This is a genomic window from Phycisphaerae bacterium (assembly GCA_028714855.1).
Classification (GTDB): Bacteria; Planctomycetota; Phycisphaerae; order Sedimentisphaerales; family Anaerobacaceae; genus CAIYOL01.
In genome coordinates this window covers 24,615-46,893 of sequence record JAQTLP010000012.1, presented here as the reverse complement: position 1 = coordinate 46,893, position 22,279 = coordinate 24,615, and the positions used below count along the sequence as shown (strand labels likewise).

36 protein-coding genes are annotated in these 22,279 nt (G+C 41.0%); 27 read left to right on the top strand and 9 right to left on the bottom strand.

All coding sequences use genetic code 11. The features are described 5' to 3' along the window. The 27 genes from PHG53_09745 to PHG53_09615 form a co-directional block, all read left to right on the top strand. Nucleotides 1-415: hypothetical protein (locus PHG53_09745; GenBank protein MDD5381901.1), on the top strand; the 415-nt coding region annotated here is incomplete at its 5' end. Beyond that, nucleotides 408-794: a hypothetical protein gene (locus PHG53_09740; protein MDD5381900.1), complete on the top strand. Its 387-nt coding sequence runs from the start codon at nt 408-410 to the stop codon at nt 792-794. The genes PHG53_09745 and PHG53_09740, both read left to right, overlap by 8 nt. A 14-nt stretch (nt 795-808) precedes the next feature. Continuing rightward, entirely contained in the window at nt 809-1,054 is a 246-nt protein-coding gene (locus PHG53_09735) for a hypothetical protein (protein MDD5381899.1), read from the top strand. 210 nt (nt 1,055-1,264) lie between these two features. Further along, complete coding sequence (locus PHG53_09730; protein ID MDD5381898.1) at nt 1,265-1,603, top strand: hypothetical protein; 339 nt, start codon at nt 1,265-1,267, stop codon at nt 1,601-1,603. Beyond that, the gene (locus PHG53_09725; GenBank protein ID MDD5381897.1) at nt 1,578-1,790 is read left to right on the top strand and encodes a hypothetical protein; all 213 of its coding nucleotides are present in this window, start codon (nt 1,578-1,580) and stop codon (nt 1,788-1,790) included. Before PHG53_09730 ends, PHG53_09725 begins: the two co-directional genes overlap by 26 nt. A 112-nt stretch (nt 1,791-1,902) precedes the next feature. Further along, a complete protein-coding gene (locus tag PHG53_09720; GenBank protein MDD5381896.1) occupies nt 1,903-2,220 on the top strand; it encodes a hypothetical protein in 318 nt (105 codons plus the stop codon). A 17-nt stretch (nt 2,221-2,237) separates the two neighbouring features. Beyond that, nucleotides 2,238-2,546 (top strand): hypothetical protein, encoded by a 309-nt coding sequence (locus PHG53_09715; GenBank protein MDD5381895.1) that lies wholly within the window; start codon nt 2,238-2,240, stop codon nt 2,544-2,546. Beyond that, nucleotides 2,530-2,706: a hypothetical protein gene (locus PHG53_09710; protein MDD5381894.1), complete on the top strand. Its 177-nt coding sequence runs from the start codon at nt 2,530-2,532 to the stop codon at nt 2,704-2,706. The genes PHG53_09715 and PHG53_09710 overlap by 17 nt, the downstream gene beginning before the upstream one ends. Then, a complete protein-coding gene (locus PHG53_09705) occupies nt 2,703-3,104 on the top strand; it encodes a hypothetical protein (protein ID MDD5381893.1) in 402 nt (133 codons plus the stop codon). Before PHG53_09710 ends, PHG53_09705 begins: the two co-directional genes overlap by 4 nt. 3 nt (nt 3,105-3,107) lie before the next feature. Next, complete coding sequence (locus PHG53_09700) at nt 3,108-3,449, top strand: winged helix-turn-helix domain-containing protein (GenBank protein ID MDD5381892.1); 342 nt, start codon at nt 3,108-3,110, stop codon at nt 3,447-3,449. Further along, complete coding sequence (locus PHG53_09695; protein MDD5381891.1) at nt 3,449-3,652, top strand: hypothetical protein; 204 nt, start codon at nt 3,449-3,451, stop codon at nt 3,650-3,652. Before PHG53_09700 ends, PHG53_09695 begins: the two co-directional genes overlap by 1 nt. Continuing rightward, nucleotides 3,642-4,463 carry a hypothetical protein gene (locus tag PHG53_09690; GenBank protein ID MDD5381890.1) on the top strand — a complete coding sequence of 274 codons (822 nt, stop codon included), beginning with the start codon at nt 3,642-3,644 and terminating at the stop codon, nt 4,461-4,463. Before PHG53_09695 ends, PHG53_09690 begins: the two co-directional genes overlap by 11 nt. A 13-nt stretch (nt 4,464-4,476) precedes the next feature. Beyond that, nucleotides 4,477-4,803 (top strand): hypothetical protein, encoded by a 327-nt coding sequence (locus tag PHG53_09685; GenBank protein MDD5381889.1) that lies wholly within the window; start codon nt 4,477-4,479, stop codon nt 4,801-4,803. Further along, nucleotides 4,793-5,413 (top strand): hypothetical protein, encoded by a 621-nt coding sequence (locus PHG53_09680; protein ID MDD5381888.1) that lies wholly within the window; start codon nt 4,793-4,795, stop codon nt 5,411-5,413. The genes PHG53_09685 and PHG53_09680 overlap by 11 nt, the downstream gene beginning before the upstream one ends. Nucleotides 5,414-5,466: 53 nt before the next feature. Continuing rightward, nucleotides 5,467-5,838 carry a hypothetical protein gene (locus PHG53_09675; protein MDD5381887.1) on the top strand — a complete coding sequence of 124 codons (372 nt, stop codon included), beginning with the start codon at nt 5,467-5,469 and terminating at the stop codon, nt 5,836-5,838. 79 nt (nt 5,839-5,917) lie between these two features. Next, a complete protein-coding gene (locus PHG53_09670; GenBank protein MDD5381886.1) occupies nt 5,918-6,382 on the top strand; it encodes a hypothetical protein in 465 nt (154 codons plus the stop codon). A gap of 27 nt (nt 6,383-6,409) precedes the next feature. Further along, nucleotides 6,410-6,634, top strand: a complete 225-nt coding sequence (locus PHG53_09665) for a hypothetical protein (GenBank protein ID MDD5381885.1) — start codon at nt 6,410-6,412, stop codon at nt 6,632-6,634. Between the two features lie 86 nt (nt 6,635-6,720). Beyond that, nucleotides 6,721-6,879 carry a hypothetical protein gene (locus PHG53_09660; protein MDD5381884.1) on the top strand — a complete coding sequence of 53 codons (159 nt, stop codon included), beginning with the start codon at nt 6,721-6,723 and terminating at the stop codon, nt 6,877-6,879. Then, nucleotides 6,880-7,143, top strand: a complete 264-nt coding sequence (locus PHG53_09655; GenBank protein MDD5381883.1) for a hypothetical protein — start codon at nt 6,880-6,882, stop codon at nt 7,141-7,143. It abuts the gene before it with no gap. Then, the gene (locus tag PHG53_09650) at nt 7,127-7,732 is read left to right on the top strand and encodes a hypothetical protein (GenBank protein ID MDD5381882.1); all 606 of its coding nucleotides are present in this window, start codon (nt 7,127-7,129) and stop codon (nt 7,730-7,732) included. The genes PHG53_09655 and PHG53_09650 overlap by 17 nt, the downstream gene beginning before the upstream one ends. A 644-nt stretch (nt 7,733-8,376) precedes the next feature. After that, complete coding sequence (locus tag PHG53_09645) at nt 8,377-8,838, top strand: hypothetical protein (protein MDD5381881.1); 462 nt, start codon at nt 8,377-8,379, stop codon at nt 8,836-8,838. Between the two features lie 97 nt (nt 8,839-8,935). Beyond that, nucleotides 8,936-9,427 (top strand): HNH endonuclease, encoded by a 492-nt coding sequence (locus tag PHG53_09640; GenBank protein MDD5381880.1) that lies wholly within the window; start codon nt 8,936-8,938, stop codon nt 9,425-9,427. Between the two features lie 175 nt (nt 9,428-9,602). Next, entirely contained in the window at nt 9,603-10,349 is a 747-nt protein-coding gene (locus PHG53_09635) for a site-specific DNA-methyltransferase (GenBank protein ID MDD5381879.1), read from the top strand. Between the two features lie 37 nt (nt 10,350-10,386). Next, nucleotides 10,387-11,655 carry a hypothetical protein gene (locus tag PHG53_09630; GenBank protein MDD5381878.1) on the top strand — a complete coding sequence of 423 codons (1,269 nt, stop codon included), beginning with the start codon at nt 10,387-10,389 and terminating at the stop codon, nt 11,653-11,655. 64 nt (nt 11,656-11,719) lie between these two features. Beyond that, entirely contained in the window at nt 11,720-12,262 is a 543-nt protein-coding gene (locus PHG53_09625) for a hypothetical protein (protein MDD5381877.1), read from the top strand. A 24-nt stretch (nt 12,263-12,286) separates the two neighbouring features. Further along, entirely contained in the window at nt 12,287-13,159 is an 873-nt protein-coding gene (locus PHG53_09620) for a DUF5131 family protein (protein ID MDD5381876.1), read from the top strand. Between the two features lie 111 nt (nt 13,160-13,270). Next, nucleotides 13,271-13,828 (top strand): hypothetical protein, encoded by a 558-nt coding sequence (locus tag PHG53_09615; GenBank protein MDD5381875.1) that lies wholly within the window; start codon nt 13,271-13,273, stop codon nt 13,826-13,828. Between the two features lie 155 nt (nt 13,829-13,983). On the opposite strand, the gene PHG53_09610 is transcribed toward PHG53_09615, so the two are convergent. Genes PHG53_09610 through PHG53_09570 form a run of 9 tightly spaced genes read right to left on the bottom strand, consistent with a single transcriptional unit; the run spans nt 13,984 to nt 22,277 of the window. Continuing rightward, the gene (locus tag PHG53_09610) at nt 13,984-14,166 is read right to left on the bottom strand and encodes a hypothetical protein (protein MDD5381874.1); all 183 of its coding nucleotides are present in this window, start codon (nt 14,164-14,166) and stop codon (nt 13,984-13,986) included. Then, entirely contained in the window at nt 14,163-14,606 is a 444-nt protein-coding gene (locus PHG53_09605; GenBank protein ID MDD5381873.1) for a hypothetical protein, read from the bottom strand. The genes PHG53_09610 and PHG53_09605 overlap by 4 nt, the downstream gene beginning before the upstream one ends. A 20-nt stretch (nt 14,607-14,626) precedes the next feature. Continuing rightward, nucleotides 14,627-14,860: a hypothetical protein gene (locus PHG53_09600; GenBank protein ID MDD5381872.1), complete on the bottom strand. Its 234-nt coding sequence runs from the start codon at nt 14,858-14,860 to the stop codon at nt 14,627-14,629. Further along, nucleotides 14,857-15,051 (bottom strand): hypothetical protein, encoded by a 195-nt coding sequence (locus PHG53_09595; protein ID MDD5381871.1) that lies wholly within the window; start codon nt 15,049-15,051, stop codon nt 14,857-14,859. The genes PHG53_09600 and PHG53_09595 overlap by 4 nt, the downstream gene beginning before the upstream one ends. Next, nucleotides 15,041-15,346 carry a hypothetical protein gene (locus PHG53_09590; GenBank protein MDD5381870.1) on the bottom strand — a complete coding sequence of 102 codons (306 nt, stop codon included), beginning with the start codon at nt 15,344-15,346 and terminating at the stop codon, nt 15,041-15,043. The genes PHG53_09595 and PHG53_09590 overlap by 11 nt, the downstream gene beginning before the upstream one ends. A gap of 12 nt (nt 15,347-15,358) precedes the next feature. Beyond that, complete coding sequence (locus PHG53_09585; protein ID MDD5381869.1) at nt 15,359-16,816, bottom strand: right-handed parallel beta-helix repeat-containing protein; 1,458 nt, start codon at nt 16,814-16,816, stop codon at nt 15,359-15,361. Next, on the bottom strand, nt 16,813-17,319 hold the full coding sequence (locus PHG53_09580) for a hypothetical protein (protein MDD5381868.1): 507 nt from the start codon (nt 17,317-17,319) through the stop codon (nt 16,813-16,815). The genes PHG53_09585 and PHG53_09580 overlap by 4 nt, the downstream gene beginning before the upstream one ends. 4 nt (nt 17,320-17,323) lie before the next feature. Further along, complete coding sequence (locus tag PHG53_09575) at nt 17,324-19,066, bottom strand: hypothetical protein (GenBank protein ID MDD5381867.1); 1,743 nt, start codon at nt 19,064-19,066, stop codon at nt 17,324-17,326. A gap of 7 nt (nt 19,067-19,073) precedes the next feature. Continuing rightward, complete coding sequence (locus tag PHG53_09570; GenBank protein MDD5381866.1) at nt 19,074-22,277, bottom strand: hypothetical protein; 3,204 nt, start codon at nt 22,275-22,277, stop codon at nt 19,074-19,076. Nucleotides 22,278-22,279 lie beyond the last annotated feature (2 nt).

Sequence of the window (22,279 nt, the reverse complement as noted above, 5' to 3'; positions counted from 1 at the left end):
TGCCGACCTTCGCTATGCCAAAGGCGTGAATAAATATCTTACAACTCCGTTATACTTACTTCTCGACCAGCCCGCCAAAATCAGGGCATATAAAATTGTTAAAGACAATTATGAAGGTATTTATAATGGAGGTTTGATATATAAAAAGGGAATGGCTCTTAAAGTTACTGATTATAATAGCAGTGAAAAGGAGCAATGTGGTAGCGGTATAAATCTTGCAACCCTCGACTGGTGTATCAAAGAATACAAAGACGGATATAGAATTATGCTGTGCGAATTTACCGCTAAAGATATTGTGGCCATACCTATTGGCTCTGATGGCAAATTCAGAGTCAAAAAATGTAAAGTTATTAAAGAGATTGACCTCGTAAAAATCGGATTAAGAAAAATAAAAGCAAGGAGAAACAATGATTAAAGAAGCCAAAACATATTTAAGTGAGATAGCATTTGTAATATTTATATCGATGTTGATTACTACTTTTATAGGGGTTGGTTATGCCAATCGAAAGCTATATCAAATGCAAAAAGAGATAGTCTGCCTGCAAAACAGCGGGTGCTGCTTAGAGCTAAAAGGAGTAACTATCAAAAAGGCAGCACAATCCAGATGGAAAAACAAAACTTCTGACTACCAGCCAAATTATACATACAAATGTATCAGGTGCGGCAGGGTAGTTGTCAAAGATTCACGGTCTTTGTCGGCAGAAGAGTGCATAAATATAATAGATGTCCTTTTCTGTCCGATTCAGCACAAACCCATACTGCAATCATACTATAATCATATTTTAGACAATTAAAGGAGCAATAGCCAATGGCAAAAGAAGTAAACCTGATTAAGAAAATAGTTTTAGACGTTGACGGAAAAGAAATACCACTTACTCCCGAACAGGAACAAAAACTTTGTATGGCACTTCTGGACTTATTGGGTATCAAAAAAGAACAAGATGATTCTTTCAAAGAATTGTTACAAAAACTCAGGGAAGGTGGACGGAGTTTCGATGTGGTTATCACCGCATCGGCGTTATTAGTGATTTTACAAAGTAGCCCTATTAAGTAAAGATATTATGGAACATAATTATCTTGATTGTATTGTATTTTTTATAGCAGGTGTTATCGAAACTGCTTGTGCATTTGTTGTATTTTGGAAACATATTAGGAAGTGGGATATATTTAAGTAGCAGTTTTAAGTGCGGGGTATAATCCTTTCACCCTCCCTCCGCAGCCCCGCACTTTTTGGAATTATAACTTTATATAAAAGGACAGAAGTATGAAAGTTTATATAAAAGCTAAGTATGTCGATGAAGCTGTTGACCTGCAATTTAGCCACTACGACAATGGCAGTGTATCGATTAAAGGTGTAAGCGTTGAAGACGAAGAACCTCTATTCATTGCTACCGTTGCACTTGAACTGATTCCACCTAAAAACCACGTCTTTTTGAAGGGTTGGGGAGAAAATGAAGGAATACCAAATGCTCTTGAAAAAGCTGGCATTGTAAAATTAACTGGTTGGACGATTCCGACAGGTTTTGTAGAGGCACAAGAAGCTATTTTACTTAAATGGGCAAAAAGGAGAATGAAAAATGAAAGTAGAAGAAATAGAACCTAAAAAGTTTCAACCAGTCAAACTTGTTTTGGAAACACAAGATGAAGTGGATAAACTTTATGCAATAGCCAATCTTGCGCCACTCCAGAACCTTATTGGTCTCGAAAATATGTGGCAATTGCTGATAAGATACAAAAGTTCTGGTTATATGCAATACCACAACCTACTTGATAAGTGCTGGAAAAACTAAATTTGCTGGCAGTTGGTGGATTACGTGCAGGGACGCAAAATAGAAAACTCTGAATGCAACATTATAATAACAGGATAAATCCAACTGCCCGCTTTTGAAAGGAAACTGAACAATGAAAAAACTTACTTTAGACAAAACTTGGTATGAATGTCTAAGGATGTGGAGGGATATTGTCCATAGTGGATACTTTAAAGAGGAATGGCTTGAAAAAAGCGGATACGAAGATGAACTGTATAATAATTGTTTCTTTTGTGAATGGGCAAAACAACATAGGGGGGGAGGTCTTACGTGTGATGCTTGTCCCGCCAAAGAAATTGATGCAGAATTTGAGTGCGGGAAAGAAGAATACGACTATCTTTTCCACCCCGACCTATTCCTTGCCAAACTTGAGGAATTGAACAAAATCCGCCTGAGCAAAAAATGTGCATAGACAAAGGAGATAACGATATGAAGGTTAATTACAGACCCAAACAAACGCACCGCACAATAGGCGTGATTGGCGTATTCGTCCTTGTAATGGCTACCTGCTGGTATGTGTTGTCGCTATGCAATACCCCGCAGCCGGTGATTGAGAAGGTGAGCATCAGAGCGAAGGTAATAGAATTACAGAACCTCGTCAAAGCAAAACCGGACGGCAAAATTGGCAGGGAAACAATGGAAAAAGTAAACACGGCTGTTGACAGGGAATTAGCCAATGAATACGCCGATGTGTATATGCACATGGCAAGTGGAGAGCCAAATGGAAAGAGTGATTAAAGACAAAGAAGGAAATAAATTGTTTTTGGACATACATAAATCCAAGAAGTATTTAGAGATAAGAACTGGAATAACATATTGTTTTCGGTATGCACCTAAACAAATTGATGAGCTTATCACCGCTTTGCAGGAAGCAAAAAAAGAATTGGAGAAAAAATGAAGAACGATAAGAAGGAAACGGCGGAAGAGTTTGCAGAAAGAATGAAGATAAAGTGGCACAATGCAACAATACAGATTAAGCCAGATAATGCTCCTGTTTCTACAAGTTTGCCAAACAAACTTATGAAGGATTTGCACGAAGCACTCGCCTTTATCGACCGCTTATCGGCGGAAAACAAAGAGATTAGAGGAGAATATCAGCAATTTAGGACAGCACACCTTGAAGATAAAGATAATATGACATTAGAAAACAAAGACTTGCGAGCCAGCCGCGAGAGGTGGAAAAAGGCAGTAAAATACATATTCCAAGATATGAGTTTAGACGCTGAATATGGAACAGCAGAGACGGATAAAGTTAAATATATTATTGGCGATGAATTTGAGGAAATAAAGGAGTAAACAATGAAAACTCTTTTTGACATTAAACCTTTATCAGCAAACACCGACCCGATAAGCAGTTTTGAAACTGCCGAGAAGAACAGGCCGACTATAAATGAACAGGCGTTTAAGGTGCTTAAAGCATTGACCGAACATAATGGCGTTACAAGTCTTGAACTGTCTGAAAAGTCGGGCATTGATTATGCTGTTTGTGCAAGAAGATTACCTGATTTGCGAAGATACGGTGCAGTCCAGAATTGCGCACACCCTTGCGGTAGAGAAATCTGTAATGTGTGTACCCTTGCAATGTTTAAGAATTACAAGGGCGAGAAAAGAATAATATGGTATGTGAAAGAGGTGAAATAATGCAAACAGACCATTTGGTAAAAGTAGAATTTGTGGGCACTGGCTATGTCCACATTATCACCGACAGCGAGGACGAAGTGTGCAATATGATAACCAAAGGCGAAGGGTATGATAAGCAAGATATTGATAGTCAGTGCATAACCAGCGTAGAAATGATAGAAATTATTGGCAAACAGGAATGCGAGGAAATAAATGAAGATTAAAATATCAGCAGGATTTTCGGGAGTAATTGCAACGGGTTCTTTTCAAAATGCACGACCGAGTTATACGGCAAAAGTAGAAATTGAAACGGATGTGTCTATGGTAACTAATATTATAGATGATTGGCAGAAAGAACTTCAGAAAATTTGCTACCAAAACTTTAAACGGGACGAACAAGCCCTGACTATCGAAAAAATACAACGGGAGCGCACGGATTTCAGAATGTACGGTGATTTCCCGTCTGTAACATCTATCCTTAATTGGGACACTGACTTTTGGGTAACTGCGATTGAGTTACAGCAATATGCTTCGCAAGGAAGTCTAATTCACGCTCAAGTCGCCGAATTTATAAAGACCGGTGAATGGAAACCTGTTGAAAAGATAGACGGCACTTGGTCTGATTTGGTTATTGTGAAACAAGGCAAATTACAACTACCTATTGAAGGATGGAGTTTCCCTGATTTCCTCAAAAAATATCCTATCGAGAAAATGATTTGTGGCGAGTCGATTATAAGCAAAGAACATCGTTTCGGTGGTACGCCAGATATAAGAATTTGCTATTATGAAGGCAAAAAAACGCTTGCCGATGTTAAGCGAACTCCGCAAAAACTTAAAGATTTCAAGCAGATTGCCGCCTATATTATTGCAGAGGAAGAAAACGGCGAAAGTCCCTATGAGCAAATGATGGTGATTCCTTTGAATGATAAAACACAACAAGGATTTTCAAGGCCGGTTATCTCAATAGAAATTAACCAGTACAAACAAATGTTTCTTAAAGATAGAGAAAATTTTCACCGCCGTTATGGGATTTAAATTGGGAGATTAAATGAGCATAAGAGATGATTTGCATTGTCCTAAATGTAAGGCCAGAATAATTGTAGACTGCCTTGCAAGCAATCCCCCGCAATATGAATGTCGATGTTGCCGATGCGATTGGGGATTAAGATATTTTCAAAGAGCAGATTCGTTTGCCCAGATAACCCAAGAAGAAATAGAAAGTACTGGTTGCGAAAAGTGCGATAAACTCAAAGGCAATAGATTATGTCCTACCTGCGAGATAGAAATGTGCGAATCGTGTATTTTACAAAATATGAATAGGGTTGAAGAATTGAAACAAGAACTGAAAGGAAAGAAGGTGAAAAATGAACTTTGAGCAAATTAGATTGGCGGACGGCAAAAAAGATGAAAAGGGCTACCAGATAAAAATAGCTATGTTTGGCACGGTCAATAGTTTTGAGCCGGTACAATTCACAAAAGATGGCAAACGTTTCCAGCAAGTGATAATTACGGACGATAATAATGAGCGGCAAAAGGTCAAAATATGGCTTGGCAAGGACAAAACCATAGGGGATGGTTTTATAAATCGCCGGTTAGCGTTTAACATTGCCCCGAACCCGTTCAAGAATATAATGTATTACGGTGGGTTTTGGAATGAGAGGGTAACCGTTGAACCCGCTAAAACCCCCGCCAGAGCGTCTATTCCGCCGTCAAATCCATTATATTCGCCTACCCCCCAAAGCAATTTAGGGACTATTAGTGAGGACTGGGCAAGGTGCAAAGTATTGTGTGCATATATACAGGGCGAACGGGCTTTAGGACAAGGACTTTACGAATTAGTCCTGCAAGATGTTAAGTTTATCAAGGAAGGCGAAAAGTATTTTACCCCCGAACCAGACCCAAGCATAACGGAAGGCGGTCAAGACGATATTGATGCCGTTGGCAATAGGCATAGACCGGACGAGGTGGATGATTCGCCCTTTTGAGCGTCAACGGCAAGTAGAGGAATTTAAAGCTAAATATAAGTTATGAGGTAAATATGTCAAAAGAAGAAAGTCCATATATTGTCGCAGAAAAAATCAAAAGTAAGATAAAACTACTCGAAACCGGCAGGGGATTACTTGAAGGATTAGGCAATGACAAGGCGTTGGCGATAGCCCTTTATGACAAAGAACTTGCTATTACTTTGATGAGATTAAAAAATGGGAAGGCGTTATCCCTTGAAGATGAGATTATCAAAGACCCCCCCGCCTCTACTTGTGAAAAAATAGCCAAAGGTATCGTTTGGGAAAGCAAATTGCGACTCGAACAGTCAGAAGCAGCATACAAAAATGGCGTATCAAAATTGCAAAGCGTAGAGGCAGAATTGAACGCTTTACAATCTCTGAATAGACATTTATCAGAAACTTAATCCTGATTACGAGGAAGGTTGCAAACTGATTGAAGGAATTAAGATGAGAATGGTTGATACGAAAAAGGAGTAGTGAAAAATGAGCATATATGCAAAAACAAGCGGGGTAAGTATAGAACGGTCAAAAGCTGCTATCGAGAAAACTTTATCAAGATACGGAGCGTCTCATTTTGCCTATCAAACAGACCATCAAAAAGCAATAATAGCATTTGCGTACAAAGGAATGGCTATCAAGCTTAAATTGATTTTACCTAATCCTGATAATTATCAAACAACACCAAGCGGACGAAAGCGGCGCAGTAACGAGGATATGCTTGCGGCGTGGGAGCAAGCGTGCAGGTCAAACTGGAGGGCGTTACATCTGGTTATTCTTGCAAAATTAGAAGCTGTTGAAAGCGGAATTGCTGCTTTTGAAGATGAGTTTATGGCATACACTTATTTACCAAATGGACGTACTGTCTCAGAGGAAATTTTACCACAGATAAATAAGGCAATAGAAACGGGCAAAATGTCGAATTTGATTTTAACCGGATTAACACCTTAAAGGAATTAAATTAAGGATAAAAAGCTAATGCACTACAATACCAATACCCTTGCAAGGACACCGTTGCAACTTAGCTACGCAGCAGTAACCTTTGACGAAAACAAAAACGAGGTAGGCAATATCCTGCTCGGCAAGACCGTAGTTGCGTGCGGGATACGCAAGGAGATAGCCGGTGAGATTTGCAGAAGGTTTAACGAATATTTATGGCTAAAGGGAAACAGAAATACCGGAATCGAGGTAAAGTTGATATGAGTCGGAGTTATAAAAAAAAACCGATTGTTTGGATTACCCGTCCTTGCGATGAAAAATCCCACCGTGCCGCTCGGCATATAGTAAAAATGGAACTTAAAAAAGACGAACCCGACTTGGCAATAATAGAAAGCGACACAAGGGGACTCGGTTACGATGAATGGGGAACTTGGGTTGGGTGGCCTTCCAAAAATCTTGTAGAGGATAAACACAAAAAAGCCGCTGAAAAAATTATGAGAAAAAAATAGATGAAATACATAACAATAGAAATGGACGAGAAAAAGACAAAAGCATTTGAAAAAGCTCATAATGCTCTCAATAAAGCCCGAAAGAATTTTGAGATAGCCCGTGAGGTTTATTCCAAAGCCCGTAAAAATGAAGCTAATACGGCTTATTGGAAAGCTTATAGGGCTTATATGGCTTACACAAAAGCTTTTGAAGCTTACCAAGAAATTATTAGAACCACCGTAAATTTTAACACTAAAGGAGCGAAAAATGAAAGTAAGAATTAAATTTGTAGAGCCGGTTTTAGGAACATTGTCGGGAAATAAGGACGCCGCAACGGACTTTATTCTCTCAAAAAATCCTGCCAAAGTACCGGCACAGGACGAAATCGAGGCGTTGCCTGAAGATGAAGCCCTCGAAAAGTCCAGCACGATATTCCCCAGAGAGGACGGAAGGCCGTTTATTTGGGATTACCAATTAAAAGGATTTTTCAAAGATTCCTGCTTGGCATTGATAATGTCCGGCAAAATGACACAGGAGGAATTAAAGAAAATCGGCCTGACGAAATATCTGTATAAACGAACCATTGATATGATGTTATTTGTCAGACCTCGAAAGATGTTTTTAACGATACCTGAAGGCGGTAAGATAGAGTTTTGTGAAAGACCTTTGCGGGGACAAACGATGCGGGGTGAAAGAATATCTCTGGCACGTTCCGAAATGTTGCCTGCCGGTACGACCTTTGAAGCAGAGATAATGTTACTCGATAAAAAACTTGAAGATTTTCTGAAACCGTGGCTCGACTATGGTGCGTTAAGAGGTCTACTGCAATGGCGAAATTCTGGAATGGGTTCTTTTGTATATGAGGTTTTGTGATGCAAAGGCAGAGTTTTGCAAGGCGAAGTATCGCAGAGGCAAAGTGGAGATTGTAACGCAATGTGTTGTAAAGGTTAAGCATGGTATTGTATTGCAAGGGCAGCGTGGCGTAAGGTGGAGTATGGTTTCGCGAGGGCGTTGTGTTGTGTCGTGATGTATTGTCGAGCAAAGGCAGCGTCGCGTAAAGTATAGCAAAGGCATGGTGATGTACTGTTGAGCGAAGGCGAAGTAGCGCAAGGCGTAGTTGGGCAATGTGAAGGCGTAGTAACGTATCGCAACGCAGCGGCAATGCTTTGTTTAGCTTAGCTTAGCTAAGGTATGGTAGCGTAAGGTGCTGTATAACAAGGCGCAGGCGAAGTAGCGCACAGTATTGCAATGGCAACGTAAAGTAATGTAAAGTTTTGTTTTGCAAAGGCGCGGCAGCGTTCGGCAAAGTAAGGCAGTGGCATGGTGAAGTCGGGCAATGTGAAGGCATAGTAACGTATCGCAACGCTATGGCGGGGTGCGGTATGGCAATGTATTGTTGAGCAAAGGTATGGTAGCGTATGGCAACGTGAGGTATAGCAAAGCGAAGGCGTAGCGAATCAGTAAAAGGAGAAAGAAGGAATCGTATGGCAAAACTATCCCTACAGGAGGCAAGAAAATTGGGTTTTTGTGAAGGGCCACTGGTTAAAGAATACAATAACCAGCGAATCCACGATACTATTGGCAGCAAAGAATATGACTTTCGTTCAAAACTGGATTGGCGGATTGCTAAATATCTCCAATTCTTGAAAACAGCCGGCGAGATTAAAGATTGGTGGTATGAACAAACCACGTTTAAGTTTCCCGATGATACTTGGCTTGTAGATTTTGACATACGCAACAATAATGATACCTTAGAATACTGGGAAGGAAAAGGGCTTTTTGAAGCTGATACACGGCGGAAGTTAAAATTACTCAATAAGTATCAGCCAGAGGTCAAAATAACAATGGTTTTTAACTCCAAAAATAACGCCAAAAAGGTCAAATTGTCAAAAAAGTATCTTAATAAAATATGTATTTTGACTAAAAATGGGATACAAACAATTTTAGATAAAAGTGTTACAGAAAAATTCAATATATGATATACTTTAACACAGATAGGTTAGCTACCGAAAAGGCGGGGCATCTCGACCCGCCCTGCTGTGTCTCAATTTCGAGAAATACTACGAGAGGTATTAAATGAAAACAATTCAATTAACACAAGGAAAAACATCAATTATTAGCAATTCAGATTTTGGTAAAGTCTCAAAATTAAAATGGCAATACTGTTTGGTTGGCCGCAAAGGACACAAACGGGAATGTGTGATGTGGAGAGGTAAAATAGATAGGCAAAAAGTAACTATTATTATGTCTCGGTTAATTATGGATTGTCCACCCAGTAAGGAAGTTGACCATCGTAATGGTAATCGCCTCGACAATCGTAGATGCAATTTACGGGTTTGTTCTCATGCCGAGAATATGCGAAACCAAAAAAAGAAGGTTGGTAAAAATATACATAGCAAATATAAGGGTGTCGCTTTGGTACAAGACAAGTATTGGATGTCTGTTTTGACCTATAATTACAAAACTGTTTATCTTGGTTATCACAAAACAGAAAAAGAAGCTGCATTGGTATACGACAAAAAAGCAAAGGAATTATTTGGTGAATATGCGAATCTTAATTTTAACTAAATTGGGTGTTCGGGCCACTTGCCGATGCAAAAGGGTTGTATTATTGCGGGATTTAACAAGAGGTATGGTTTAAACGGCTGAAATAACGCATACGCCTTCGCTGGTGCTGTTTTCTTGGTTATTGGCAGCAGGAAATACGGCTAAAACGAACCTGCGTGATTGTGGAGAGTTTTGAATGTTAAGAATTGACGATTTGCAAGGTGATTGGACAAAGGCCATTGGCAACGTGGTGTGTTGCGACTGCATTGACTTGATGTCCCTTATTCCCGACAAGGCGATTGACCTCACATTAACAGACCCCCCTTACGGGATAAACTTCTGTTCTAACCGGACGAACCGGAAAGAGAGATTACAAAACGATGATTATAATGACTGGCTTTTGTTATTGGCCGATACTTTGCCGGAAATCAAGCGGGTATTGTCAGATATTGCTTGCTGCTGCTGCTGCTGCTGCGGCGGCGGAAAAACTCCTGTTACTGCTATTTTCACGATTGAGGCCATAAAACATTTTAACTTAATCCAGACGTTGGTTTGGAAGAAATTTATCGGCTTGGGTTGGCGATATAGGCCGTCTTATGAAAATATTGTTGTTCTATCAAAAAGCAAAGATGGTTACAGTTTTTATGACGAAAGCAAAAAATGCTCAAACGTAATTGAGGGAATAAATCAAGACATACCACAATTTGACGAACACCCCACACAAAAGCCCCTTGAATTGATGAAACGTCTTATTGAAATACATTCAAAACCTGACGACCTTATTTTCGACCCCTTTGCGGGTTCTTTCACTACCGCCCTTGCCGCCGAGCAATTAGGCCGAAGGTGGATTTGTGCTGATATTTCTGAAAAGTATTGCGAGATTGGCGACAAACGCTTAGCCAAAGAGCGTAGTCAGGGCAAGTTTTCTTTTGGCGTTAAATAATGTGGAAAATTATTAACCTTTTTTAGGAGATTAAAAAATGAAAACGAGAATTGTATTAACTACTGTATTTGTAGTAATGGTAGCGACAATAAATATCGCTTTGTATCAGGGCGTGTTGCCCAACACTACCGCAAACCTTGCTCTTGGCCAAATGAACGAAGATGGTTCAAGAGAAGCTCTGCGTCTTATTCAACAACTTCAATCCGGCGCAGGTTCATGGGGGTGGTTTGTTTGTATCGTTATCTTGCTTTTGGTTTGGTGGAAACCGGCAAAAGAACTAATTCAAAAACACCTTGCTAAAATTGCTATTTTGGCTATTTTGTCTGTCTCGTCATTTGTATTAACGGGTTGTCCGAAGCCATACGACAAAGAAGAATTTGTTGAAGTTAAAAATAATGAAACAGCTTTTGTAATACCACTCGAAAACAAAACTGATTTGCAACAAAAAATGCAGTCAGTAGAATCTCTACAAAAAATGCAGGTAGCTACTAAACGTATTCAAATATCACATCGCTGGCAGAAAACGGGTCGCTTTAACCGAAATGGCAATTGGATTCCAAACATCGTTGTAATCAAGGTGGACAGAACTCCCGTTACCCGCGAGTGGACAGTCAACGAAACAACGGGAACAACCGGAAAAAATGAAGCTATTTGGGTAGAATCACAGGACAGTATCGGGTTTAGTACCGGCTTTACCTGTACTGCTTACGTTCAGGAAAAAGACGCCGCAACATTCCTGTATTGGTATCCTACGGGTTCGCTTGCGACTGTTATGGATTTAGAGGTTCGTGGCAAAATTCAAAAAGTAGTCCAACAGGTTGCCGCTGGATATAAAATGGACGAACTCCGCAATATTAAGAATACTATTAGTGATGCGGTCGTTAAGGAAATTACGGAGTTTTTTACCCAACGCGGAATAACAGTTCAGAATATTGGTATGTTTGGCGGCTTTGAATACGAGAATAAGGATATTCAAAAAGCCATTGATGATGTCTTTGTATCCCAACAGCAAAAGAATGTGGCTCTTGCTTTAAAACAAGCACAGGACGACAAAAATAAAGTTATCGTTATGGCTGCCGATGCTGAAGCACAGGCACGTATAAAACGAGCCGAGGGAGAAGCAAAGGGTATCCAGCTTGTTGCCGATGCTGCCGCCAAAGCCAACAGTAATCCTGCTTTCATAAAACTTAAAGAGCTTGAGAATCAGGCAAAATGGATTGACAAATGGCAAGGACTTTTGCCGCAAAATCTGTGGACTACTGGTAATAACCCTCCAAATATAATGGTTACAACTGACGGTAAATAACACATAGATTTTGACTTTGCGGGAAAAGGTCGTAAAGTAGGTAAGAGAGATTATTGGTAGGAAAATGAAGAAATTTAAACCGCCGACTCCGGAAGAAATTCAAACCGTTTTTAGCTCTTGGAATAGATATAAAGGTCAAGGCAACTGGAAAAGCCATAGGGAATTAACCTACGAAACGGAAACTGCCATTAAAGATGTCCTTAAGCATTATACTGTTGAGCAAATATGCAAAGCCATAGACAATTATGCCCTTGTACTATTAAGTAAAAATTGCATTTGGAGTTATGCGTGGACTCTATACCAATTTCTAATACGAAGTAGACCTGATAACAGACAGGAAAAGCAGTTTTGGCGGTTCTTGGAAAACAATTTTATAATTGATGATTATATGACCATTGAAGCAATTAAGGCGCGTGCGGCAAAGCGGCAGGAAAGTTACAAGAAGATAGAGCCGCCCGTTGTCCCGCCTACTCCGGAAGAAAAAGCCGAACTACGCAAACAGTTTGACGAGCTAATGCACCGTAAAAAACCGGAAATATTATCACCGGAAGAAATAGACCACAGGAAAAAAGAGCAGATAGGCAAACTGGCCTTAAAGTTGGTTTGACCTGATAATAAAGGAGACAGAAAAATGAATTTTGAACAGATGAAACAGGCAGGGCGTTACTGGCAAAAGGCGTGGCAGTTGGTTGATGGTTGCACCAAAGTAAGTCCTGCGTGTGATAACTGTTGGTCGGAGGCAATGGCGAAAAGGTTTCATAAATTTGCCTTGATAAAAAGTTACAACTGGAAGGGGTTAATTAAATTCCGTCACGGTAATCTTGACCTTCCCCTGCATACTCGAAAACCGACAGTATTTTCAATCTGGAACGACCTTTGGCATAGTGAAGTGCCTTATACTTTTTTCACTGACGCAATGGTAACGGTAGAAAAATGTCCCCAGCATATCTTTTTAGGGTTGACAAAAAGAGCCGAAAGAATAACGGAATGTTTTAAGGATATATGCCCCCCTAAAAACCTCTGGCTCGGCGTAACAGCGGAAAACCAACAGTATGCAAACGAAAGAATACCGATACTTTTACAGATACCGGCGGCACATAAATTTATTTCATTTGAACCCTTGATTTCTACAATAGATTTGTTAGAATGGAATAAAATTGGAAATACGCCAATTGCTACGGAAGAGGGAATTACGGCAAAGAGAAATAGCGGCGTTGTTCGGAATAACACAAGCTGCGGTAAGTTGTATTCGCAGGGGGAAAAGTTGGGTATATCTTCGCTAAGTCTTTGTATTGTCGGCGCAGAGACCGGCCCCAACGCTCGTTATTGTCCGCGCGAATGGATTGAAAGCGTAGTGGAACAATGCAAGGCCGCTGGCGTGCCGGTGTGGGTCAAGGCATACCACAAAGGCACAAAAGACCATTTTAAGATAATCCATAATTTCACAGATTTGCCCGAAAGTATAAGAAAGCGAGAACTCCCCTTTGCGATTGACAAGAAATAACAAAATGAGCGCAGGGCGTTGTGGGTTGCCAATAAAAATATGCTAATGCCAATTTCTCATAGGCCGAAGCAACGCCCTGATATTATTAACAATTTTAAGAAAGGAAAAAAAATGAAACACTGGACTGATAAACTTGTAAAATTAGGTGCTTGCCAAGAAGCTATTGAATGGGGGAAAAGGTTTAGTTCAATGCAAGCTGCGTGGTTGGTCTGTGAAAGAGGAGACCACATGCTCTGGCTAATTGGTAAACTATCCGGCGAACCGGGCTGTGATAAGCGAAAACAGTTGGTTTTGACGGCTTGCAAGTGTGCCAGACTTGCTTTGCCTTATATAGAAAAAGGTGAATTGCGACCACTAAAAGCTATTGAAACGGCAGAGCAATGGGCGAGGGGTGAAAATGGCGTAACTCTCGATGATGTAAGGCACGCCGCCTACGCCGCCGCCGCCGCCGCCAACACCGCCGCCTACGCCGCCGACTACGCCGCCGACTATGCCGCCGCCTACGCCGCCGCCGCCGCCGCCGCCGCCGACTACGCCGCCTACGCCGCCGACTACGCCGCCGCCGCCGCCTACGCCAGAAAAGAAACTCTTGCTCAATGTGCGGATATAGTTAGAACTGATTATCCAAATGTTGACAACTTGTTTGAAGCAGAAAAGGTATTGCAATAAAAACAGCCCTTGACGTTTTCAGTCTTGGGCTGTCGGGAGGAGGAGGAAAAATGATTTTACTTCTTATCTTTTATTTTGGAAAAACATTTTAAGCACCATCCGTCTTTTTCCCGATTACGACACTTTTTCTTTGGGCATTTTTTGCAGTACATAGTTTACCTCTTGGGTAGTTTCTCCAGAAACTCCAGTATATATCCGGCGATTCTCGAAGGCCAGTATTTGCCTTTGGCTTCCTTAACCTCATCACTTTCCAGAAACTTAGCAACGTCTTTAAGTTTTCGTTTGAGTTTCTGGTTTTCACTTTTTAATTGCTTAATTGTCGTTTTTAGTAATATCATTTTATTTCAACCTTAAAAATCTTTTTAAGAACTCGATTGCTTAGATACGCCCCTGTATGCTTGCCCGTTGTTTCTATCCTGTAATAGTCAACCTTATTAGGGTCATTAACATCATAAACTGTTTTAACGAATTGAAGTTCTTCACCTTTAATTGCGTATATTGGTGTTAAAGTGTCCTGCTCAAAAGGATTGCAACCGGAAATAATCAACAGTGCTGCAACAATAAAGATTCGTTTCATATCGTTGATTGCGTCTAATAAGCCCTGCCGGTCGCCTTTGTCGATAGCTTCATCAGCTTTTTTGAGGGCGGCTTTTTTGCGTTTGACTTCTGCCGAGAAATATTCTTTATAGACCTTATCTGCCAGACTTATTATACTTTTGGTCATATAACCAAATACAGCCGCAATAGCTTGAAATGCTGCCGTTAAAAGAGCCAACATAAGCCACCTCTTGTTTCAGGTTACTTTTTCAGAAGTCCTTTAATCGCTATCGGAATATGCTTCGCTTCTTCTATGATAGTGTTAATTTCCTCTTTGGTCAAGTTTCTATCGGCAAGGGCTACCAGTATAGCATTAAGCAAATCAGCGACCTCTTTAACTACGACCAAAATCTTGCTGGCATAAGCCCACACCACGCCGATAGCCAACAACGCTCCGAGTAAAGCGGGCAGGTTTGAAATAATGTAATCAATCATAATCTGTTCTCCTTAAAATTAACTTTTCCTAAAATGTTCTTTCTGGCCTTTGCTATTGCCAGTTTTATATTCACAACTTCCCGTAAAACTATATCATCAGCAAAATGCCCTTCAGTGTGCATAACCTTGATTTCATTTTCTAAATCTTCGTATGTTTCGTCAAGATTGTCAAGATGTTCCTTAATGTCCATCTTTAGTTTCCAACGCCTTTTCAATTCTATCGAGGGATTCTTTGACAGTGTTCATCTGGTCGTCCCTCATTTTTTGATAGATATTAAATTCACTTCGATTGACAAGTTGCTGAGTAGGAGCGTGTATTTCATCGTTGGTTAGGTGTTTGAATAACTTTTCGTCTATCTTCTCAATGTCTTTATCAACAGAGCCAACATAAATACCAACAGCAAGCACCAGTATAGATGCTAATGTAGTTAGTGAAAAATGAGTTATCTCAAACCACGTTTTTTTGCTATTGCCGTTCTCAACCATGATTGCAATCCTTTAATCTGTATTGTCGTTTATAGCCGCACCCGCAGCCGGAGTTAAAACAAAGCTACTTGTTCCCAAATCATTTATATCTAAGCCGCCGCCGTCAAATATCCTGTTAAGTGCAACTGTCGTGTCGTCTGCTGTTGATGCTATATTCACCGCAGCCGAGGTCTTGGCTGTTCCAGTAAACTTGTGCCGGATATAGTTGCCGAGAAGAATACAATCATCACCGGAGATATTTACAGAGCTTGTTTCTGCATAAGGAGTGCCTTTGATTAGTCTATTGCCGATTAGGGTGTAAGTTGATGCGCCGGTCAAATTCATAATGGGATAAGCCGAAGATGAAAGTTGCGTAAAGTTGCAGCCGATTAGTGTGCCAAACGAACCTGCTTGCGTAGAGGTCATACCGACCTTCTCAAAGTCGTAGAAGTTACAGGCGGAAAACGTCATTGGACCGTCATTCAATCCGATAAGTAAAGCCGATGTCTGGTTAGAGCCGAAAGAGCAATCCGTAACCGAAAGATTGTTCACTTCCTCGCACGCGTAGAATCCATAGTTGCTGTCTACTTCGTGGCAGTTTTCTACCACAACATCACGGCTTGCCCCGCCTATCTGTATGCCCCAATTCGCTTTGCCTTTGGTATTATTGGCAATAAGGCCGTGTACGAATACCCTCTTGGCATAGTGGCTATATATACTGCACGCTGTTGCATTATAAAGTTGAACATCGGTTATTCTAATGTTATTGCTTTCGGTAGCCGAGGACGCCTCAATCTCGATAAGGGAATTTCTGTATGCCAATTTATTATCACTATTTCTGTTGGCATAGTTACCCTCAATCTTAATACCTTTAATCTCTACATTGCTTCGGTTATAACTTCCGAGTCCGGTTTTTCCTATACGAATCGCAGGAAACTCATTTGTAAGAATAGCTGATTGAGCGGTAGTATAAGCATCGTCTACGCTTGGTGTCAGGTTTATAATATTGCCGACTACCGAAGTGATTGTATAATATTCTGCACTAAAATCGGTTTTATTATTTGCGGCCAGATAGACTTCATCATTTGCCTGAAAACCGTTAGAATCTGCAACGTGGACGTGCGTATCTGCATTTGCGGCGTTTACTGTTAATGCCGACCATAAACCAGACGGTTTTTTGACAACCGACCTTTGCCCGACCCCTTCCAGTGTGATATTCCTGTCCGGCTTTATCGGGGCTCGAAGATTAAATGTGCCTTCAGACAGAGGAATTAAACCGTACCCTGCCGTATTTGAATCGGTAATGGCAAGGTTAATCTCATAATCGTCCCTGATACCATCACACTTGTATTGCGCAATGTCCCTGATATATGAAGGTGCATTCACGGAAGCGACAAGATACGGCACGATAGTATCAGGCGCATACCTGCTTCTGTCTGCACCAAAACAAATAGAGGTTAAAAACAATACCGCCAACAATGACTTTTTCATTTGTAAACTCCTATATTAGTTAGATTTGTACCTACTGATTTAGTAACGTCATTTCTTATTCTTTGGTATTTTATGAACCCGCCCATTTTGCTCATCATTACGCTAAAGTCCCAAGGGTTTAAAAACCTGATTTCCTGTACCCTGAAATAGTTTCTCTGCATTTCGCAAAGTGGGTCTCTTTTCTGCCAGTTGTTAGCAAGAAAGGCATAGTCTCTTAAATTATACGGCTTCGTCCATCGTTGGTGAATTGCTTTTAAGTCTTTGCCGTCCGTGATGCAATCCGCCTGTGCAGTAAGACAGAGGAAAACAAGCAAAACCGTAACGCCTAAAAATTCCTTAGCCAGTCTGAATATCTGTGTAACTGTCGGTGTTTGATTGCGGTTTTCAGTTGTTCTGAAATGCTCTACTCTGGCAAGGAAAATAGATTCTTCTTCGGTATAGATACTATTATCACCAATCGAGTCCGAGCGTCTGCCTTTGTAGTTTTGGTACTTGATTTTCATTTACCTAATCCGATTTAGTTTTCGGTTGCTTAATAACATTACTGCCTTTTTTCTTTTTAGAATATGTATTCGTACTGACACCCAATTCCTCAAAAATCATAGATAAAATTATATTGGCGGAGTTCGGATTGTTTGCCAATTCCTGATAAGTAGTAACCGGCAGCGGTGTTATAAAAGTATTAAGCTCTCCCGTGAATGTTATTTTATTGCCGCGATAATCACTGCCCTCTAAAATATTCTTAGCTAATTGCGCTGCGGGTGAAAACTTATTCTCAAAAAAATCATAAACAACATCTTTGCCGGTTTGCGCACCGTATTTGCGCGACCATAAATCAACCGTTTTACCTGTAATACTGCTTTTGCTTTTCATCGTTATTAAACGTGAAGCCAATGTAACTATTAAACGTGAAGCCAATGTAACTATTCCCGCCATTCCACCGGTAACGTCAAATCTCGTATCACCTACTCTTATTTTTCCGAAGTTTGCACTGCGGGGGTCAACCTCTACACTGTCAGGGTCAATTGCTTTTGCAATAACAAGAATAGCAGCCGTTCCACTTATTATTTTTACCAGATTTATGGCCGCTTGCTTCCTTACAAAAGGACTCAGATTTTTATCGAATGTGTGTGCCATTAAAATATCGAAGTTTGCTTTAAGGTTTCTTGGTGCAAAGAAAACATTATTAAGAGTGCTTGCTATCGGTTCTAATCTGCCGACATTGCCCCTGCTGGTTAGGGAATTTACAAGTCTGCCAATACCCAAATCGGTCGTTGTCGGCAAGCCGGATTTTATCGCAATCTCGGTATATAAATCATACAAATCTGCTCTGTTTCTATACATAAATCCCGTATACGCTGCTTCACTCGCCTTGAACAGTTTGCCGAGAACGGGAATTTTGCTGGGCAGGTGCGTGGGATATGCTTCTTCCATTACGCCTACGGCCAGTTTATCTTTAATCATATTATCATAAGTCGGTCGCGATACTATATCAGAGTTGATTTCGTCCATTACATTTTCACCGCCGAGCGTTTTCCAAATATCCACAAAAGTGTTGGCGGAGTTTTTAAGCCATATTGTTGGGTGCGTCCAAAGTACCTTTAAACCCTGCCGTAGGATTGCACTGTTATCTAAAGACGCTTTAGACGCCTTTGCCAGTCCCGCCAGTTCTGAAAATGCCGTTCTGGGCATACGCAAATATTCATAAACACTTTTTTGCTTTGCTTTTGTTTTGAGGTCGCTTATGTAATTGCTAAAAGCTACCCGTGCATCACCGTATTCTTTCTCGGTCGGTGTCTGCCTCTGGCCGGTCAGCCGTCTTTCGGACGCTTCCATAATAATTTTCTTGTCGAGGGCTATTTTACCAAGAGATGAAATGTTAGCGGCCTGTTCCATTGTTACCGTAACATCTAATTTATGAGCTACTATATCTTCAAGAAAAGCGTCCTGTGTGGCGGGATTAAGAATTTCCGTCATTTTATCGACTCTTGAAATAATGTCCCTTTGCGCCTGCTTGCTTATTCCGGCAGTCTGTTTCGCCCAAGTGATAATTCCTCTTTGCTGGTCTTTTAATAATAACTTGCTCTCAAACAGCGAATTGACTTGTACGGCGTGTTCTTCGCCAAGCATTTCGGTAAAAAACGCCCTTCTTTCGGCAGAGGTCATATCAGTAAGTTTGTCCGGCGTTACAGTCCCGCGTTTTAACGCTTCCAGAAATTTATCGGCTAAATATTTTGGTAAACAATACATAATTACTTTAACATTGAATACTAATTATAAAATCTTCCCACGTCTTAACGGTTCTGGTCTTGCTTTCTTTTGTTATTGATTTTTTGATTTCATCAACACCTTCTTTTTTGGCAACTTTCGCCTCCTTACCAGTCCGTAATTTGAATGATTCTTCTTTAGTAACTACTATGTCCTTTATTGCCGCTACGGGACTTTCAGATTTATCGAGTCCGGTATCGAGTGCTTGTATTCTCCTGCCAATTTCCGTAGCTACCGAATTTAATCTGCTGGTCAATGCTAAGTCTCGTAATGTTTCACTATCACCTTCGTTAGTGGCTCTTTCGACTATTCCGGCATAAACATCTTCGGGATAAACCCCATCAGAAATACGCGGTTCTTCTATGCCCATTGCTATTCGTTTGGCACGTTTCAAATCGTAGTTCATCAAATCCACGACTTTTTTTGCCTGTTTTTCCGTATCTAAAACCCTATACCCCGGCCAACGTTCAGCTTGTAACTCAATTCGTTTGGCTACTGCCGTTTCTTCGGTACTCTTTGAAAGTCCTCTTTGTTTAAGCTCTCCTGCACCTTGAATCTGTGGGTATTGAACGCCGACTTCCCCTTTGATTTCGGGTATGGTTTTGGGTTTATTTATATCATTCCAAATATCAGGCAAGTTAAGTTCGATGGATTTTCCCAAGTCCTCCACCATTTTAGTTGACCAATCTTCAAATTTTCTTGCGCCTGCTTCGAGATGGAATGTCCCTATTTTAACCATATCCGACCATTCCTGTGGGTCGAATATTATGGTTGAACCCGCTTGCCTGCCACCATAAAGACGTCCTTGCCCTTCAATGTCTGGTTCTGGCAATTTATATTCTTCTTTGTCAAGAAATTCCTCCTGTTTTCCGGTTGCTCCACCTTCTAATATTGGACGGCCAAGCAAATCTGTTTGTCTTGTTTTTTCTGATACTTCCTCAGTAATTAATCCAGCCCGTCTTCTCATCTCGTTCCACAATTCGGGTGTTGTTGATGTTCGTTTTAATTCATCTAATCGTTGTTCAAGACGTGAAACTTCTTTCTTGATAGTTTCTTCATCGGAAAATTCTAATCCCATTTCACGGGCAGTGTCCGGCCTTCTTAACGCGCCTCTAACAGACAATATTCTATCTTTAATATTTTTTACTTCTTTGCCAACTTCTCTGGCAACCGCTCTGGCTTCACGGATTGATGTATCATCATAACCAAATAGATTGCCCTGCGTGGATTTTAGTTTGTCTGAGGGTGTGGTTCTGGCAAGTATCTTTGCAAATTGCTCAAGTTCTTCCGGCGACATATTTTCGGCTTCTGACATTGCTGCCAGTTGTGCCGATTCGTTATTTGGTGCGCCTCTGGCTATTGCTGCGGCTTTTGATTCGTTGAGTTTTCCGCCGATAAAGGCGGCGTAGACATCATCGACCGCACCTTTACCAATTCGGAAGCCGACCTCGCCCTTAGTGCGCGATAATAATCCTCTCTCTCTTGCTTCTTGTTCGGTAATGGCGGTGTTTTTGAAGTATTGAGCATAATCTTTTATTCCACCTTGCCCCTCTCTTATATTAGATTCGGCATCGATTGTCAAGGCCATTTCTTTAGTAAATCCATCTGCTTCCTTAACAATCTGTGCCTGTATGGTTTTTTCACCTGTTCTTATTGCGTGTCGCCATCTATGACGACCCGTAATAACCTCTAAACCGCCACTTGCTCGTTCCCAAACAACAATCGGGCCAGTTCCTAATCGTTCATACTTACCCTGCAATTCGCCACCAAGCACCTCGCCAGTTACAGAGCTTGCAGATTCTTTGAAGTTCGGTATGTCTTTTGAAAGTTTTAATTTATCAACAGACACTTCAGAAATAGGTACTTTACTTGTATCAAAAACTGGTTGTGTCAAGGGGGTTGGTTCTGGTATATTTACTATTTCTCCCTGCCCCTTCACTTCAGGTTGCCCTACAATCGTTTCGGGGGTAGTTACGGCAGGTTCGGCAGGAATTTTTGCTTCCTGCGATGAAATAACCCCTGTGGCAGGGGGTTTAGCGGGTTCTATGGGTTGTGTGGTGCGTCTTGCCTTAATTTGATTATATTCATCAAGGGTAACGACTTTATTATCGGAACCCCAAACTTTAGTTTCTGCTACGGTTTGTTCTATAACCTTTGTTAAGTCGGTATCAGCTACTTTATTAAGTTCTGGATTAAATTCTTTAGCTTTTCGTGCCGCTTCAGGGAAAAATCCCTTAGTAGCCATATTCCATGCCTCAAAACCAAGAATAGTGATTCCAGATTCGATTATCTGCTCTCGCGTACCACCTTCTAAGGCAGTCAAGCCCATAAAGCCACCAGTAACAAGAGGGATACGCCCCGGTAGATATTTACCAACACCCTTTTCAGCCAAACCCCAAAATGGATTTTTGATATATTTACCCGCCGCACCAACGGCCGCGCCAACTATCGCCGATTTGCCTGCCTCTTTAGCTTTTTGTTCCGCTAACTGCCCCCACGTCATTTCCCTTGACGGCAGTTGAAGTAAAGACTGTTCGGCGAATTTCAAGGCCGTTCCGGATATTGTTTCGGCTTTGCCCGGTATCAGGCCAAATTCAAGCAAAGTCCTGCCGGTGTCTGCTATTATGCCCCGCCACTTATCTGGGTCGGATAATTTTAACTGTGAAAGATAAATGTCCTGCGCTTCACTTGCAGCGCGAATATCCCCTGCATCATCTTCTATGCCTATCTTTTTGAGAACGCCTTTTCTGCTCAAATAAGGGAAAACACCGAATACGTTACCGAGTCTTGTCCACTTGATAAATTCAGAGCGTTCAGAATCGTTCATGCCCTTGATATAATCAAGATGAAATTGCACCCGTTCTTTTTCAGTTGTTGGTTTTTCATAAGCAGTCATTGTCGCACTGCTTAAAATGTCGGAAAAATTAAACCCCTCGCTGGCATATTTATTATCGGCCAATTCCACTAATTCTATCGGTGCTTCCAGCTGTATAGATTCACCAAAAATCTTTTTGGCTTTTTCGGCAACCTGCTGCGGCGTCCAGTTCGATTCGGGCAGTTTTATTTCAAACGACTTAGGCACTATTTCCGTTTCGGCCTGTTCCTCTAAATCGCCGAACATACCAACAAACTGTCCCTGCGGTTTTTCCAAAACCGAAGTATTAGAACCGGCTAAATCGTCAAATAAACCCATCT